At 71.8% G+C, this 16787-nt stretch carries 15 protein-coding genes; 2 read left to right on the top strand and 13 right to left on the bottom strand.

Annotated elements, in window-relative coordinates; all coding sequences use genetic code 11:
- Positions 1–4 precede the first annotated feature (4 nt).
- The 4 genes from E0500_RS00995 to E0500_RS01010 all read right to left on the bottom strand — a co-directional run bounded on the left by E0500_RS00995 (position 5) and on the right by E0500_RS01010 (position 3476).
- Positions 5–1078, bottom strand: coding sequence for a PhoH family protein (locus tag E0500_RS00995; protein WP_131570883.1), 1074 nt, complete (start codon positions 1076–1078; stop codon positions 5–7).
- Positions 1079–1261: 183 nt separating this feature from the next.
- Complete coding sequence (locus E0500_RS01000; protein ID WP_131570881.1) at positions 1262–1633, bottom strand: hypothetical protein; 372 nt, start codon at positions 1631–1633, stop codon at positions 1262–1264.
- A complete protein-coding gene (locus E0500_RS01005) occupies positions 1624–2127 on the bottom strand; it encodes a TetR/AcrR family transcriptional regulator (protein WP_131570879.1) in 504 nt (167 codons plus the stop codon). The genes E0500_RS01000 and E0500_RS01005 overlap by 10 nt, the downstream gene beginning before the upstream one ends.
- 236 nt (positions 2128–2363) lie before the next feature.
- Complete coding sequence (locus E0500_RS01010) at positions 2364–3476, bottom strand: PfkB family carbohydrate kinase (protein ID WP_309504773.1); 1113 nt, start codon at positions 3474–3476, stop codon at positions 2364–2366.
- Between the two features lie 233 nt (positions 3477–3709).
- Between E0500_RS01010 and E0500_RS01015 the strand changes: the two genes are divergently transcribed.
- Positions 3710–4501 (top strand): IclR family transcriptional regulator, encoded by a 792-nt coding sequence (locus E0500_RS01015; protein WP_131570875.1) that lies wholly within the window; start codon positions 3710–3712, stop codon positions 4499–4501.
- An 84-nt stretch (positions 4502–4585) separates the two neighbouring features.
- On the opposite strand, the gene E0500_RS01020 is transcribed toward E0500_RS01015, so the two are convergent.
- From E0500_RS01020 to hrcA, 9 genes are all read right to left on the bottom strand, one after another.
- Entirely contained in the window at positions 4586–5614 is a 1029-nt protein-coding gene (locus E0500_RS01020) for an adenosine deaminase (protein ID WP_165935220.1), read from the bottom strand.
- Positions 5615–5634: 20 nt separating this feature from the next.
- Entirely contained in the window at positions 5635–6540 is a 906-nt protein-coding gene (locus E0500_RS01025) for a ribonuclease Z (RefSeq protein ID WP_131570873.1), read from the bottom strand.
- A gap of 6 nt (positions 6541–6546) precedes the next feature.
- Positions 6547–6900 carry a histidine triad nucleotide-binding protein gene (locus E0500_RS01030; RefSeq protein WP_131570872.1) on the bottom strand — a complete coding sequence of 118 codons (354 nt, stop codon included), beginning with the start codon at positions 6898–6900 and terminating at the stop codon, positions 6547–6549.
- Between the two features lie 338 nt (positions 6901–7238).
- On the bottom strand, positions 7239–10559 hold the full coding sequence (locus E0500_RS01035; protein ID WP_165935272.1) for a S41 family peptidase: 3321 nt from the start codon (positions 10557–10559) through the stop codon (positions 7239–7241).
- Between the two features lie 45 nt (positions 10560–10604).
- Positions 10605–11171: a hypothetical protein gene (locus E0500_RS01040; RefSeq protein WP_181586824.1), complete on the bottom strand. Its 567-nt coding sequence runs from the start codon at positions 11169–11171 to the stop codon at positions 10605–10607.
- 360 nt (positions 11172–11531) lie between these two features.
- Complete coding sequence (locus E0500_RS01045; protein ID WP_131569459.1) at positions 11532–12272, bottom strand: 16S rRNA (uracil(1498)-N(3))-methyltransferase; 741 nt, start codon at positions 12270–12272, stop codon at positions 11532–11534.
- Positions 12272–13363 carry a nitronate monooxygenase gene (locus tag E0500_RS01050; protein ID WP_131569461.1) on the bottom strand — a complete coding sequence of 364 codons (1092 nt, stop codon included), beginning with the start codon at positions 13361–13363 and terminating at the stop codon, positions 12272–12274. The genes E0500_RS01045 and E0500_RS01050 overlap by 1 nt, the downstream gene beginning before the upstream one ends.
- A 271-nt stretch (positions 13364–13634) precedes the next feature.
- Complete coding sequence (gene dnaJ / locus E0500_RS01055; RefSeq protein WP_131569463.1) at positions 13635–14768, bottom strand: molecular chaperone DnaJ; 1134 nt, start codon at positions 14766–14768, stop codon at positions 13635–13637.
- Positions 14769–15785, bottom strand: a complete 1017-nt coding sequence (gene hrcA, locus E0500_RS01060; protein WP_131569465.1) for a heat-inducible transcriptional repressor HrcA — start codon at positions 15783–15785, stop codon at positions 14769–14771.
- 254 nt (positions 15786–16039) lie between these two features.
- On the opposite strand from hrcA, the gene E0500_RS01065 reads away from it, so the two are divergent.
- Positions 16040–16783 carry an MBL fold metallo-hydrolase gene (locus E0500_RS01065; RefSeq protein WP_131569467.1) on the top strand — a complete coding sequence of 248 codons (744 nt, stop codon included), beginning with the start codon at positions 16040–16042 and terminating at the stop codon, positions 16781–16783.
- The last annotated feature ends 4 nt before the right edge of the window (positions 16784–16787 follow it).

Below are 16787 nucleotides of genomic sequence, written 5' to 3' on the forward strand. Positions count from 1 at the left end.
TGGTCTACTTCCCCTTGTGCCCGTGTCCGGCCTTGCCGCGGCCCTTGTGGGTGCCGTTCTGCGTGCCGTTCTTGCTGTCGTACTTCTCGTACGCGTCGACGATACGGCCGACCAGCTTGTGCCGGACGACATCGTGGGACGACAGGATGGAGAAGTGCACGTCCTCGACGCCCTCCAGGATGTCCCGCACCTGCCGCAGGCCGGACTTCGTGCCGTCCGGCAGGTCGACCTGGGTGACATCGCCCGTGATCACTATCTTCGAGTCGAAGCCGAGGCGGGTGAGGAACATTTTCATCTGCTCGGGGCTCGTGTTCTGGGCCTCGTCCAGGATGATGAAGGCGTCGTTGAGCGTGCGGCCACGCATGTACGCGAGCGGCGCGACCTCGATGGTCCCCGCGGCCATGAGCCGTGGGATGGAATCCGGGTCGAGCATGTCGTGCAGCGCGTCGTACAGCGGGCGCAGGTACGGGTCGATCTTCTCGTAGAGCGTGCCGGGCAGGAAGCCGAGCCGCTCGCCCGCCTCCACCGCCGGGCGGGTCAGGATGATGCGGTTGACCTGCTTGGACTGGAGGGCCTGGACCGCCTTGGCCATGGCGAGGTAGGTCTTGCCCGTGCCCGCGGGACCGATGCCGAAGACGATGGTGTGCTTGTCGATCGCGTCCACGTAACGCTTCTGGTTGAGCGTCTTGGGGCGGATCGTGCGGCCGCGCGAGGACAGGATGTTCTGCGTGAGTACCTCGGCCGGGGTTTCCTGGCCGTCGCTCTCCCCGTTCTCGCTCGCCCTGAGCATGGCGATCGAGCGTTCCACTGCGTCCTCCGTCATCGGCTGTCCGGTGCGGAGCACCAGCATCATCTCGTCGAACAGGCGCTGGACCAGGGCGACCTCACCCGAGTCGCCGACCGCGCTGATCTCATTGCCCCGGACATGGATGTCGACCGCCGGGAAGGCCTTCTCGATCACGCGCAGGAGGGAGTCTCCGGAACCCAGCACGGTCACCATGGGGTGTGCGGCCGGAACGGTGAACTGCGCTCTCGCCTGCTCCTGCGCGGAGGTGTGAGCTGTGGGTGTTTGAGTCATGGGCCGGCTCTGTAGGCCTTGCTCGTCCTCCTCGATACGACTCGCCCGCCCCATGGGCGGTCTGGCGGTTTCCAGGGTACGCCGGGGTACTGACAACGCCGTAGGGCTTTTCGCGGTCGGGTTGGCGTGGCAGCGGCGGGAGTCGGGCCGACTTTCCTTCCCGAGGCGTGTCCGAGCCTGACGTCACACTTCGTCCCGGGCGATGGACTGTTCGATGAGGGCCACGGTGGCGCGAGGGTCGTCGACCTCGATGACGAGGCGGTCATATGTCGCTGCGTCGGCGAGTTCGATGACGACCGCCTTGGCCGGGTTCTTCACGTCCCAGAAGAGGTGTTCGCCGCCACGGCGGAAGCGGCCGGCGGTGATCACTCCGGGCATGTGGGTACCGGCGACCCGGATGCCCCTGGGCTCGCGTGCGATGCCGGGGTCGTGGGTGGCGCCACGCACGTGGGCGAGGGGGATCTCAAGGCGGCTCTTCAACGTCCAGAGCTTGTCGAGGCCCTGGAATTCGGCGGTCAGGAGGGCGCGTTCACGGTCGATGGTGATCACGGCCATGTCAGTGAGTGCTCCTTCGGTGCGGTCGGCGGGCGGGCGCGCAGGCGCAGGCGGGTGCCGAGGACGGTGGAGGCGAGTCGGGGTGCGGCGTCGCCGTGGGTGGGGCGCAGAGCCTCCTCCAGCGCGGTGATGCCTTCCGCGACCAGTGCGGCGACCTCCGGGTCGTGGGGGGCGCGTTCGGCCGCGGCGAGGAGGAGGAGTCCGGCGGCCGGGCCGTCGTCGTACCCGGCGATGGCGGCCGTCAGTGCCTGGGCGGGGTCGGCGATGGCGGCGATCGCAATGGCGGCCGGATGGATCTCGTGGTCGAGGTGGTTGCGCAGGGCGGTCAGATGCAGGCCCCGTTTGGAGCCGAACACCTTGTAGAGACTGCCCCGGTGGATGCCGGTGGCGGTGACCAGGTCGTCCACCGACGTGCCCTCATAGCCGTGGGCGGCGAAGAGGGCGGCCGCGGCGCTGATGGCCTGGTCGGTGTCGAAGGCGCGTGGTCGTCCCATGTCGATGACGGTACGCGATTAAAGAACGCTCAGTCAAGAACGATCGTTCTTCAATGGGGGATGCTCAGGATGTCGGATGTCGGATGCCGGGGCCGGCGCCCCTGGAGTTGCGGCGGCAACCTCCTGCGCGCCCGGCCGGGCGGCCGGGCAGCTGGGCGGCTGGGCGGCTGGGCGGCTGGGCGGCTGGGACGACATCCCGCTGCCTGAACTCACCGAACCGAACCGAACCCGTCCGGTCACGCCGACCGCTTGAACCCGATCGTCGGCACCGCCCTCCGCAGCGGCCACGGGCTGACCTCCTCCTCGGGCAGCAGGGACTCCAGGAAGGCGTAGCGCTGCAGGGCCGCCGGGTCCTGGCCCTCCAGCGACTGCACCCGCCGCCACCACGCGGCGGTCTCGGACCAGCCGGGAGCCGACAGGGAGCCCCCGAACTCCTGCACCGACAGCGCCGCGGTCAGCCCGGCGAAGGCCAGCCGGTCCGCCAGCGGCCACTCGGCCAGTGTCCCGGCCACGAAACCCGCCACGAACACGTCACCCGCCCCCGTGGGATCCATCGCCTCGACGGCGATGGCCGGCACCTCGGCGGTCTCACCGGTCCGCGCGTCCACGGCGTACGCCCCCTGCGCACCGAGGGTCACCACAGCGAGCGGCACGTACTCGGTGAGGGCGTGCGCGGCCGCACGGGGACAGTCGGCGCCGGTGTAGCGCATCGCCTCCGCCGCGTTGGGCAGGAACGCCTCGCAGTGCTCCAGGTCGGCGAGGCCCGCCAGGTCCCAGCGGCCGGTGTCGTCCCAGCCGACGTCGGCGAAGATCCGGGTCCCCTTGCCCGCGGCCTGGGCGATCCAGGGGGCACGCACCCCGGGCGTCAGGGACGCGACCGCGGCGCGCGCATGGGGCGGGCACTCCGGCGCGGTCTCCTCCGGCGGCGGCTCGTGACCGTGCGAGACCATCGTGCGCTCGCCCTCGTACGCCATGGAGACGGTGACCGGGGAGTGCCAGCCGGGGACCGTACGGGACGGGGTCAGGTCGATGCCCTCGCCCTGCTCCAGGGCATCCCAGCAGTACTCCCCGTAGTGGTCGTCCCCGAAGGCCGCCGCCAGGGACGTCCGCAGACCGAGCCGGGCGAGCGCGGTCGCCATGTTCGCCACGCCGCCGGGGCTCGACCCCATGCCGCGCGCCCAGGACTCGGTCCCGCGCACGGGGGCGAAGTCGAGGCCGGTGAAGACGATGTCGAGGAAGACGGTGCCGGTCAGGTACACGTCCCACGGCGGGTCGCCCGGTGTGCGCAGAGCGGCGAGGGGGTCGACGTGGGGCCGGCGGTACAGTCGCTCTCCCTTGGACGCGATCACGGTGTGCTCCCTGGCGTGGTGCGGATCAGGCCCAGTGTGCACCAACCGCCCCGCACAGCGCCGCCCCTCGCGCCGGAGCCGCCCCATGCGTCGCACGACCGCGCATGCGCCCCGCGTCGGGCGCCCTCAGCGGCCCCGGAGCAGTGCCGTCCTCGAACGTGAGACGCCTCGATCTCCGCGAAGGTCGTCCATCAGCCGTCAACGGTCGTGCGCGATCCCCTTACGATCAGCTCATGTCGGAACCCACGGACGAACGCGGTGTACGCGAGGTGAAGTCCGCCGCCCGCACGGTCGACCTGCTGGAACTCCTGGCCGCCCGCGGCGACCGCCCCGCACGCCTCCAGGAACTGGCGGACGAGCTCCAGGTCCCCCGCAGCTCGATGTACGCCCTGCTCCAGACCCTGATCAACCGCGGCTGGGTCCGCACGGACGCCACGGGCTCCCTCTACGGCATCGGTATCCGCGCCCTGCTCACCGGCACGAGCTACCTGGACTCCGACCCGCGCGTCCGCGTCGTCCGCCCCTACCTCGACAAGGCCTCCGACGCCCTGGGCGAGACGATCCACATGGGCCGCCTGGACGGCACGGACGTCGCCTACCTCGCGACCCGCGAGTCCCACGAGTACCTGCGCACGATCAGCCGCGTGGGCCGCCGCCTCCCCGCCCACGCGGGCGCCCTGGGCAAGGCCCTCCTGGCGGAACGCGCCGACGACGCCCTCCCCGAGCCCCCGTACGCCCGGCTGACCCTCAATACTCACACCACCCGCGAGTCCCTCCTGTCCGACATCGCCGCGACGCGCGCCCGCGGCTACTCCGTCGACCACGAGGAGGGCGTCACGGGCATCGTCGGCTTCGGCTTCGCCCTCCGCTACGACACTCCCGCTCAGGACGCGATCAGCTGCTCGGTGCCGGTGGCGCGGCTCTCGCCGAGCCACGAGGAACAGATCATCTCGGTGATGCGCGAGATCCGGGCGAAGGTGGAGGCGGCGACGCCCTGGGTGTCGGGTGCGGTCAACTGGCGCTGAGGCCGAGCTCGGGCGATGCGCTCACGGGACGCTCCCGGCGGCGCCGCGAACCAACCCGCACGCGCCCGGGCCGGGACGGCGCCGCTACCCGAACTCGTACGCCTCCACCTCGGCGAGGTACCGTGCCCGCCGCTCCTCGTCGTGCTCCAGGAAGGACGCCAGGAACGAGTTGCGGGCCAGTTCGCGCAGCCGCTCCTCGCTCAGGCCCAGCGTCGAGCGCACCGCGTCGAAGTTGTCGCCCGCGTAACCGCCGAAGTAGGCCGGGTCATCGGAGTTGACCGTGCACAGCAGCCCGGCGTCCAGCATGGCGGGCAGGGGGTGGTCGGCGAGGGCGTCGACCGCGCGGAGCCGGACGTTCGACAGCGGGCACAGCGTCAACGGCACCCGCTCCCGTACGAGCCGCTCGACCAGCGCCTCGTCCTCCATGCACCGCAGGCCGTGGTCGACCCGCTCGACCCCGAGCACGTCCAGGGCCTCGACGATGTACGACGGCGGGCCCTCCTCCCCCGCGTGCGCCACCCGCCGCAGCCCCAGACCGGCCGCCGCCTCGTACACCTCCCGGAACTTCACCGGCGGATGCCCGACCTCCGCGGAGTCGAGGCCGATGCCCACGATCCGGTCGAGATACGGTTTCGCGGCCTCCAGGGTCTCCATCGCCGACTCGGCGGACTCGTCCCGCAGGAAGCACATGATCAGCTGGGTGGAGACCCCGTGCGTGTCCTGTCCCCCACTCTCGGCTTCGCTCGAGCGGGGGGACCCCCATCGGCCGAGCGCACGCCACAGCCCCTCCACCACCGTCCCCATCGCCACGCCCCGCGCGATGTGGGCCTGCGGATCGAAGAAGATCTCGGCGTGCCGCACCCCCTGCGCGGCGGCCCGCGCGAGATACGCGTCGGCCAGGTCCTCGAAGTCCCGCTCGGTCCGCAGGACGGCCATGAGCTCGTAGTACAGGTTCAGGAAGGACTGCAGATCCTCGAACCGGTACGCCTCACGGAGCTCGTCCGTGTCGGCGTACGGCAACGCGACCCCGTTCCGCGCGGCCAGCGCGAACGCCAGCTCGGGCTCCAGGGTGCCTTCGATGTGCAGGTGAAGTTCAGCTTTCGGGAGGGGCATCAACGCATCGTACGGCCGTTTTATCTGCGCTTCGGTACCGGCACCCGCAACAGGTCGTGCGCCACCGTCAGCTCCCCCTCGTACCCGGCGGCCCGCGCCTGCCGCTCGAACTCGTCGGGCTCGGTGTACCGCTGACTGAAGTGCGTCAGCACGAGGTGCCGCACGCCCGCGTCCCGCGCCACGCCGGCCGCCTGACCGGCTGTCAGGTGGCCGTACTCGTCGGCGAGTTCCGCTTCCTCGTCGAGGAACGTCGACTCGATGACGAGCATGTCGCAGCCGTCGGCCAGCGCGTACACGCCCTCGCACAGCCGGGTGTCCATGACGAACGCGAACCGCTGCCCGCGCCGCACCTCGCTCACGTCCCCGAGTGAGACGCCCCCCAGGGCCCCTTCTCTCTGTATCCGCCCGACGTCCGGCCCCTTGATCCCGTGCGCGGCCAGCCGCTCCGGCAGCATGCGCCGCCCGTCGGGCTCGACGAGCCGGTACCCGAACGACTCGACGGGATGGGAGAGCCTGCGCGCCTCAAGGCGGTACGAGGAGGTGTCGGCGAGCACACCGTCCTCCGCGACCGGCGCCTGGACCAGTTGCACGGTCTCGCGGTACGCGGTCGCGTACCGCAGCCGGTCGAAGAACCGCTGCCCGGAGCGCGGGTAGTGCGCGGTGACGTCGTGCGGTACGCGGTCGAGGTTGATGCGCTGGATGACACCGGCGAGGCCCAGCGAATGATCCCCGTGGAAGTGTGTGACACAGATCCGGTGCAGGTCGTGGGCAGCGACTCCGGCACGCAGCATCTGCCGCTGGGTGCCCTCACCGGGGTCGAACAGGATTCCCTCGCCGTCCCACCGCAGCACGTACCCGTTGTGGTTGCGGTGCCGGGTCGGGACCTGGCTGGCGGTACCGAGGACCACCAGTTCGCGTACGGACATGGCGAGTTATCCGGGGGGCCATTCGAGCCCGCGCCCGCCGATGAGGTGCGCGTGCGCGTGGAAGACGGTCTGCCCGGCGCCGCTGCCGGTGTTGAACACGACCCGGTAGCTCTCCAGCTTTTCCTCTCCGGCCACCTCGCCGGACTCGCGGAGCAGGTCCGCGGCGATGTTGGGCTCGGCGGAGCCGAGGGTGGCGATGTCGGGGTAGTGCACCCGGGGGATGATCAGCACGTGCGTCGGTGCCTGAGGGTTGATGTCCCGGAACGCGACGGTCGTCTCCGTCTCCCGTACCACGGTCGCCGGAATCTGCCCCGCCACGATCTTGCAGAACAGACAGTCGTCCTGCGGCTCCCCAGCCATGCGTGCCTCCTCGCCGCCGATAGATCACGTCCGGGGCATGGTACCGAGGGGATTTCGCCCCCGCCGCCCCTACCCATTCCCGTCCCTTCCCTGGGGCTGCCGCCCCCAGACCCCCGCTGAACTTTCAGCCCCTCCGGCGTTTGAGGAGCAGGGGTCCGGGGGCCGGCCCCCGAAACCGGGGTCCGGGGCAGAGCCCCAAAGCCATGGGGGGCCCAGGGGGCGCAGCCCCTCGGTCGGGGTCGAAGGGGCAGCGCCCCTGGGGATGGGACGGGTAGGGGCGGCGGGGGCGAAACCTCTCAGCAGGACCCGCCCCGCCCCGACCCAGGCCCCCGCGCGGCTCACAACTCCGGCAGCGGCGGAGCCGTCTTCGCCGGTGTCTCCTCCAGCGCGGCCAGCGCGAGGCGGATCGCCTCGTCCAGCTGTGCGTCCCGCCCCGCCGCGTAATCGTGCGGGGCCTGGACGACCTCAACGTCGGGGTCCACACCGTGGTTCTCGACGCCCCACCCGTACCCCTCCAGCCAGAACGCGTACTTCGGCTGAGTGACGAGCGTGCCGTCGACGAGGCGGTAGCGGCTGTCGATGCCGATGACGCCGCCCCACGTCCGGGTACCGACCACCGGCCCGATCCCGAGCGCCTTGATCGCCGCGTTCACGATGTCCCCGTCGGACCCGGAGAACTCGTTGGCGACGGCGACGACGGGCCCGCGCGGCGCATCCCCCGGGTAGCTGTACGGCCGCATCCCGCGCGGCACGTCCCAGCCCACGATCCGGCGCGCCAGCTTCTCGATGACCAGCTGGGAGGTGTGCCCGCCACGGTTCTCGCGGACGTCCACCACGAGGCCCTCCCGCGCCACCTCGATCCGCAGGTCGCGGTGGATCTGCGCCCAGCCCGGCGCCTGCATGTCCGGCACGTGCAGGTAGCCCAGCCGGCCCCCGGACTTCTCGTGCACGTAGGCCCTCCGGTCCGCCACCCATGCGTGGTAGCGGAGCGGCTCCTCGTCGTCGATGGGCACGACGACCGTGTGCCGGGGGTCCCCGCCGCCGGCGGGCAGGACGGTCAGTTCGACGGGCTTGCCCGCCGTACCCACGAGCAGCGGACCCGGACCGGTCACCGGATCCACGGGCTGCCCGCCCACCGCGATGATCGCGTCCCCGGCCCGTACCGCCACTCCGGGCGCGGCGAGCGGCGCGTGGGCTTCGGGGTCGGAGGTCTCCGACGGCAGGACGCGGTCGATGCGCCACCGAGCCGATCCCTGGGGGCCGTCCTCGTGCCGGGAGATGTCGGCGCCGAGGAGCCCCTGCCGCCGCTCGCCCCATCCCCCGCCGCCGCGCGGAGTGACGTACGCGTGCGACGTACCGAGTTCGCCCTGCACCTCCCACAGCAGGTCCACCAGGTCGTCGTGGGTGGCGACCCGGGCGAGCGCGGGCCGGTACCGGTCCAGCACCCCGTCCCAGTCGACTCCCCCGAGATCAGGCCGCCAGAAGTTGTCCCGCATGAAGCGGCCGGCCTCGTCGTACATCTGGCGCCACTCGGCGGCCGGGTCGACGGTCTGCCGTACGCGCGACAGGTCGACGGTGATGTTGGTGTCGCTGTCCTCGTCGCTGGAGGCGCGCCGGTCGCTGGGGACGACCTTGAGCTTGCCGTCGGTCCACAGCAGCACCCGCTTGCCGTCGCCGCTGACCGCGAACCGCTCGGCGTCGGAGGCGAGGTACTCGACGCGCTGCTGGGCGAGGTCGTACCGCTCCAGCGAGGTCTTGGGGTCCGGGTCGTCGGGCGTGGCCCGCGCGTGACCGAGTACGCCGCGCACCGGGTGCCGCAGCCACAGCACGCCGTCCTTGGCGGCCCGCAGCCCCGAGTAGCGCGCGGCCTCGACGGGGAACGGCACGATCCGGTCGGCGAGCCCTTCGAGGTCGATTCGGGTCGCGGGGGCGCCCTCGCTGTCCGGCGTCTCGTCCTTGTCGGGCGCCTCGAAGGGGCGGCCGTGGCGTTGCGGTCCGAAGGGGGACGGGGTCGTCGCGGCGAGCGTGATGAGATGCGGACGCGAGCCGCCGACGAAGGCCAGGTCGAAGACGTGCTCGTCGTAGACCGGGTCGAAGGACCGCGCGGACAGGAACGCCAGGTGCTTGCCGTCCAGCGTGAAGGCGGGCGAGTAGTCCTGGAACCGCAGCGGCGTCGCCTCCGTCACCGACAGGTCGGTGGTGTTGGCGAGTTTGAGCTGGCGCAGCGGGCTCGGGCCGGGGTGGGACCAGGCGAGCCAGGCACAGTCGGGCGAGAAGACCAGCCCGGAGACCTCGCCGTCCTCACTGCGGTCGACCTCGCGCACCTCGCCGCTCTCCCGCTCGACGAGCAGCACGCGCCCGTCGTGCGAGGCGACGGCGGCCCGGCTGCCGTCGGGCGCCATGGCGAGCCCGAGCACGCGCCCGAGCTGCCCGGCGGCGAGCCGTCGCGGGGTGGCCCCCGGCGCGACTCCGGTGGCGGGCGCGAACTCCAGGGCGTCGTCGCCCTCGGCGTCCGTCACCCACACCACCCACTCCTCGCCGTCCGCGCGGAAGGTGACGGGCAGCCGTGCCCGTACGCCGTGCTCGACGGCGAGCGAGCGGGTGGGGCCGGAGCGGTGGGTGACCCAGTGGACTGCACCGCGCACGGAGACGGCGCTGCCGCGCCCGGTGTGGTCGGGCGAGCCCGTCCCGAACCAGTGGCTCGCGTTCACGGGATGCGGCTGGAGATCGACGCGCTGCCCGCCGAGCCGGATGTCGAGCCGCCGGGGCTCCGCGCCGTCGAGGTCGTCGAGGAGCCACAGCTCACCGGCGGACGCGTACACGACGCGCGTGCCGTCGGTGGCGGCGTGCCGGGCGTAGAACCCGTCGAGAGGAGTGTGCCGCCGCAGATCGGAGCCGTCACTCAACGACGAGTAGAGCGCCCCGACCCCTTCGTGATCGGACAGAAAGGCGATCCGGTCCCCCACCCACAGGGGGTACTCGATGTTCCCGTCGAGCTCGGCATGGAGCCGCACGAACTCCCCACTGCCGACACTGCCGACACCGGCGGCACCGGTGTCGCCTCCGTCGCCTCCGTCCCCTCCGTCCCCTCCGTCCCCTCCGTCCCCTCCGTCGCCTTGCTCCCGCTCGATCCACAGCTTGCCCGCCGTGCCGCCGCGGTACCGCTTCCACCAGGCGGCCTCGCGGCCCATGGGCGCGGACAGCAGTACGGTGCTCGGTCCGTACACGACGTCGCCGACGGGCCCGTACGGCAGGGTCGTCGCCGGTCCGCCGTCGAGCGGGACGGCACGCGCCCAGCTGCGCCGGAGGCCGGCCTGGCCCTGCGTGCTGAGCGCGAGGACCTTTCCGTCGGGTGTCCAGCCGCGCACCTGGGTCCGCCAGCTTCCCCAGTACGTCAGGCGCTTGGACGGCCCGCCGTCGATGGGGGCGATGTGGACCTCGGGTGCTCCGTCGCGGGTGGAGGTCCAGGCGACGGTGGTGCCGTCCGGCGAGATGCGCGGATGGTTGACGGGGACGTTGTCGGCGCTGACCCGCCAGGCGCGGCCACCGTCGAGAGGCGCGACCCAGACGTCGTCCTCGGCGGTGAAGGCGACCGATTCGCCGTGCAGGTGCGGAAACCGGAAATACGCGGGAGAGGCAGAGGCTGCAGGCAGTGTCACCAGGTCACTCTAGGCAGCGTATGGCGTTCTTGGGAGGGGTTTGGATCACTTGCCCTCGGGCCAGCAGGTGGGATGTGACTGGCAGTAGACGGTCTTCGTCACGGTCACGGTGACGGTCGGGCCGGGTCCGCCGGGCGAGTTGTCGTCGGTGGGCGGGGTGGGAGTGGGCGTCGGGATGGGGTCGGGCGCGTTGCAGTTGCCCAGTACGTTCACCTGGAACCACTCCTTGCCCGCGATCTTGGCGGTGAGGTCACCGCGGACGCACTTGCCGTTGATCTCCCGCGTCACCTTTCCCGTGATGGTGATGTCTTTTCCATCCTTCGTCTCGCCGTTGCAGTCGACTTTGGCGACGGTGTCGACGCCGGCCGAGGGCGACTGGTTCTTGCCGTCGCTGTCGTCGTACGAGGCCGTGCAGTTGAGCCACTCCACGTCTGCGCCCTGCCGTTCCAGCTCGCGGGTTCCGGCCTGGTCGGTGGTGTGCGCCACGGCGGCGGTGCTCAGTCCGCCTGTCTCACACGCGGACACGCCCACGATGACGCCCATGGCGAGCCCCGCCCCCAGCAGAACCCGACGCCCGCCCAGCCGATGCCCCAAACGCCCTAAAGCTCCCATGTACGGCAGCGTGCCATCGCCCGCCGCGACACGGTAGACCGCATGCGGCCACGCTCCGCGCCGCGCGCAGGGGGCGTTTTTCGCCCCCGCCGCCCCTACCCGTCCCATCCCCAGGGGCTCCGCCCTTCGACCCCGCCGAGGGGGCTGCGCCCCCTGGACCTCCGGGTTTCGGGGCTCTGCCCCGACCCCGTCTCGGGGGCCAGCCCCGGACCCCCGCTCCTCAAACGCCGGAGGGGCTGAATGTCAGCCCGTCCGGCGTTTGAGGACGAGGCCGTTCAGGCCGATGCGGGGGTCTGGGGTCGGCAGCCCCAGGGAAGGGATGGGACGGGTAGGGGCGGCGGGGGCGAGGAACAACCCCGGTCAGCCCCACCGCCCCGTCCGCGTAAGCAGCAACGCCGCAGCCGCCGTACCAGCCGTCGACGTACGAAGCACACTGCGACCGAGACGGTACGCCCGCGCCCCCGCCTCCTCGAACAGCGCCAGCTCCTCCGGCGACACCCCACCCTCGGGCCCCACCACCAGCACGATCTCCCCGGCAGCGGGAAGGTCGACGGTCGCCAGCGGATCGTCTCCGGACTCGTGCAGCACACCCGCGAAGTCCGCCCCGGCGAGCAGCGCGGCAACCTGCTTCGTCGTCGCCGCGTCCGCGACCTCGGGAAAGCGAACCCGCCGCGACTGCTTCCCCGCCTCACGCGCCGTGGAGCGCCATTTGGCCAGCGCCTTCAGCCCTCGCTCGCCCTTCCACTGGGTGATGCAGCGCGAGGCCGCCCAGGGCACGATCGCGTCCACCCCGGTCTCGGTCATGGTCTCGACGGCCAGCTCACCCCGGTCGCCCTTGGGCAACGCCTGGACGACGGTGATGCGGGGCGACTCCGGGGGCTCGTCCCGCACGGGTGCCAGGTCCGTGACCACCAGCCGGTCCCTGCCGTCGGCGGTCTTCACCACGCCTTGCGTCCACCGCCCGCACCCGTCCGTGAGGGTCACGTCCTCACCGGGCCGCAGCCGCTTCACGGACACCGCGTGCCGTCCCTCGGCACCGTCGAGGACGAACTCCGCCCCCACACCGTCCAGTTGGTCCACGACGAAAACCGGCGCGGTCATCAGGCGACGCCCTCCGCCGAACCCTCCGGGCCCGCGGACAGCTCCGCCCTCGCGGCGGCCAGCTCCGTCGCCAGCACCTCCACCAGCTGCCCCGCGGGCAGCTCCCGGGCCATCCGGTGTCCCTGCCCCGCCCACAGCGCCATGCCCTGCGGATCGCCGGCCTTGGCCGCCGCCTTGCGCAGTCCGGAGGTGAGGTGGTGGACGTGGGGGTACGCGGCGGGGGCGTACGGGCCGTGCTCGCGCAGGAAGCGGTTCACCAGCCCGCGGGCCGGGCGTCCCGAGAACGCGCGCGTCAGTTCCGTACCGACGAACAGCGGGTTACTCAGAGCCTGCTTGTGCAGCGCGTTGGCACCGGACTCGGGTGTCGCGAGGAACGCCGTGCCGAGCTGCGCCGCACACGCCCCGGCGGCGAGGACCGCGGCGATCTGGCTGCCCCGCATGATGCCGCCGGCCGCGACGATCGGAAGCGAGACGGCCTCGCGGACCTGGGCGAGGAGGGAGAGCAGACCGATGCCCGCGCGGTCCCGCCCGGGGTCGTCGTGGTGGGTGCCCTGGTGCCCGCCCGCCTCCACGCCCTGCACGATCACGGCGTCGGCCCCGGCGCTCTCCACGGCCAGCGCCTCGTCGGCCGTGGTCACGGTGACGAGGGTCAGTGTGCCCTTGGCGGAGAGGGCCCGGAGGACGTCGGGGGCGGGACAGCCGAAGTGGAAGGAGACGACCGGCACGGGGTTGTCGAGGAGGACGGCGAGCTTGGCTTCGTAGCCGTCGTCGCGCCCGCTGTCGGGGTTGCCCAGCTCGGCCTTGTACCAGGCGGCCTCGGCGGCGAGCTGGTTGGCGTACACCTCGACGGCGGCCCGGTCGGCGTAGTCGGGCTGCGGCATGAAGAGGTTCACGCCGAAGGGGCGGGCCGTGAGACCACGCAGTTGCTTGATCTCCTGGTGCATGCCGTCGGCCGTCTTGTACCCGGCCGCGAGGAAGCCGAGCCCGCCGGCCTCGCACACGGCGGCGGCGAGCTGTGGCACGGAGACCCCGCCCGCCATGGGGGCCTGCACGATCGGTGTGGGGAAAAGATCGGTCAGCGCGGAGGACATGACGGCATGTTGTCACGTCCTCCGCAGGAGTCCGAATCCGGCCTTCCACCTGGGCACAGGCCAGGGGAACGGGCACGCTTCAGGAACGGTGGAGGGGTTCCCCTCACGGGCAGGATCAGGGCGAGCTCAGGGCTGGGTCAGGACGGAGCCAGGGCGAGCTCAGGGCTAGGTCAGGACGGGGCCAGGGCGAGATCAGGCCAGTCGGCGACACCGCCCAGCGGCACTCGGTAGCCTCCGCCGGGCGCGGGAACAGCTCCCGCGCCCGCCCACGTCAGCGCCCGTTGAACGCGTCCTTCAAACGGGAGAACAAGCCCTGCTGCCCCGGCTGGAACTGCCCCGTCGGCCGCTCCTCGCCCCGCAGCTTCGACAGCTCGCGCAGCAGGCGCTCCTGCTCGGGGTCGAGCTTGGTCGGGGTCGTGACCTCGACGTGCACGATGAGGTCGCCGCGGCCGCCGCCCCGCAGATGCGTGACGCCGCGCCCGTGCAGCGGGATCGACTGGCCGGACTGGGTGCCCGGGCGGATGTCGACCTCCTCCAGGCCGTCGAGGGTCTCCAACGGCACCTTCGTGCCGAGTGCCGCCGCGGTCATCGGGATGGTGACCGTGCAGTGCAGGTCGTCGCCGCGGCGCTGGAACGTCGAGTGCGGGAGCTCGTGGATCTCGACGTACAGGTCGCCTGCCGGGCCGCCGCCGGGGCCGACCTCACCCTCGCCCGCGAGCTGGATCCGCGTGCCGTTGTCGACACCGGCCGGGATCTTCACGGTAAGCGTGCGGCGGGACCGCACCCGGCCGTCGCCCGCGCACTCGGGGCACGGGTTCGGGACGACCGTGCCGAAGCCCTGGCACTGCGGGCAGGGGCGGGACGTCATGACCTGGCCCAGGAAGGACCGGGTGACCTGGGACACCTCACCGCGGCCGCGGCACATGTCACAGGTCTGGGCGGACGTGCCGGGGGCAGCGCCCTCGCCGTTGCAGGTCTTGCAGACGACGGCCGTGTCGACCTGGATGTCCTTCGTCGTGCCGAAGGCCGCCTCGTCGAGCTCGACATCCAGCCGGATCATCGCGTCCTGGCCCCGGCGGGTGCGCGACCGCGGGCCGCGCTGGGACGCCGTACCGAAGAACGCGTCCATGATGTCCGAGAAGTTCCCGAACCCGCCGGCGCCGAAGCCGCCCGCACCGCCGCCCGCCTGGGACAGCGGGTCACCGCCGAGGTCGTAGACCTGCTTCTTCTGCGGGTCCGACAACACCTCGTACGCGGCGTTGATCTCCTTGAACCGCTCCTGCGTCTTCGGATCGGGGTTGACGTCCGGGTGCAGCTCGCGCGCGAGTCTGCGGAACGCCTTCTTGATCTCTTCCTGGGACGCATCGCGGCGCACGCCGAGTACGGCGTAGTAGTCCGTGGCCACTTACGACTCCGCCAGGATCTGTCCGACGTAACGTGCCACCGCTCGTACTGCTCCCATCGTTCCCGGATAGTCCATGCGGGTCGGTCCGACCACGCCGAGTTTTGCTACTGCCTCGCCGCCCGAACCGTAGCCCACTGAGACCACGGACGTGGAGTTGAGTCCCTCATGCGCGTTCTCATGGCCGATACGCACGGTCATGCCCGAATCCTTCGCCTCGCCCAGCAACTTGAGGAGCACGACCTGCTCCTCCAGCGCTTCGAGCACCGGCCGGATCGTGAGGGGGAAGTCATGTCCGAAGCGGGTCAGATTGGCGGTTCCGCCGATCATCAGCCGCTCCTCCCGCTCCTCGACGAGCGTTTCCAGAAGGGCGGAGAGCACGGTTGAGACGCTGCCGCGGTCCTCGACGTCGAAGGCCTCCGGAAGGTCCTCCACGAGTTGCGGCACGTCCGCGAAACGGCGGCCCGCCACACGGCTGTTGAGCCGTGCGCGCAGATCCGCGAGGGATGTTTCCCCGAACGGGGCGTGGCAGTCGATCATGCGCTGCTCCACCCGCCCGGTGTCCGTGATCAGTACGAGCATCACGCGCGCGGGCGCCAGCGACAGCAGCTCTACGTGCCGCACCGTGGACCGCGTGAGCGACGGGTACTGCACGACGGCGACCTGCCGCGTGAGCTGCGCCAGCAGCCGTACGGTCCGGCCGACCACGTCGTCCAGGTCGACGGCGCCCTCCAGGAAGTTCTGGATGGCGCGCCGCTCCGGTGGGGTCATCGGCTTGACCGCGGCCAGCTTGTCGACGAAGAGGCGGTAGCCCTTGTCGGTGGGGATGCGCCCGGCGCTGGTGTGCGGCTGGGCGATGTACCCCTCCTCTTCGAGGGCCGCCATGTCGTTGCGGACGGTGGCCGGGGAGACACCGAGCCTGTGCCGCTCGGTGAGCGCCTTGGAACCCACCGGTTCCTCGGTGCCGACGTAGTCCTGGACGATGGCGCGCAGCACTTCGAGCCTGCGTTCGCTGAGCATCGCGCACACCTCCAGTACTTCCGTCCTTGCGCGTCCCCGCGCGTCCTTGCGACTCCCCCTTGGCACTCACCGCGGGCGAGTGCCAGCATTCCCACCAGTGTACGGCGGTGGGGTACGGCCCCGGCAAGGGCGGCCACGCCTTGTCATGCCGACGTGTACCGACGTGTCCCGCGATGTCGTACCGGCGAGTACACGCGGAACGCCGGCACAGGGAGAATCCGTCGCCCCTGAGGGCCTGGGGTTAGCGTCGGCGTATGACGGTGAGTTGGGAAGAGTCCGGGTGGGAGGAACTTGGCCCGCGCGTGGGGCGCTGTCGCCTTCCGGTGTGGGACTGCACGGCCGGGCTGGTCGTCGGGGACGGTTCCGCTCTCATGATCGACGCGGGGTCGAGCCTGCGCGAGGGCGCGCGGTTGGGCGCCGAGGCGCGGTGGCTGCTGGGTGGCGACCTCCGTGTGACACATCTCGCGCTCACGCACCCGCACTTCGACCATGTCTTCGGGGCGGCGTCCTTCGCGGGAGTCGAGGTGTACGGCGCGGTGGGCGTGGACATGGTCCTCACCGGCGACCGCGCACGCGAGGAACTGCGGGCCGACGCCGTGCGGTACGGCCTGGACGCTCAGGAGGCCGCCGCTGCCGCGGACCTCCTCGTCCGCCCCCGCCACCACGTCAGCGGGGAGTGGACGCTGGACCTGGGCGGCGGCACGCAGGTGCTCCTGGCGAACGTCGGCCCGGGCCACACGGCCCACGACCTGGCGGTGCTGGTGCCCGGCTCGCCCTCGTCGCCGGAGGTGGTCTTCTGCGGTGACCTGGTCGAGGAGTCCGGCGAGCCCCAGGCGGGTCCGGACGCCGTCCCCGCGCACTGGCCGGCCGCGCTGGACCGGCTGCTGGACCTGGGCGGCGAGGACGCGGTGTACGTGCCGGGGCACGGGGCGGCGGTGGACGCGGCGTTCGTACGGGCGCAGAGAGACGCGCTGGCGGCCCGCTTCGGCGTGTCGTGATGAC

Source organism: Streptomyces sp. KM273126, from assembly GCF_004337435.2.
GTDB classification, from domain to species: domain Bacteria; phylum Actinomycetota; class Actinomycetes; order Streptomycetales; family Streptomycetaceae; genus Streptomyces; species Streptomyces acidicola.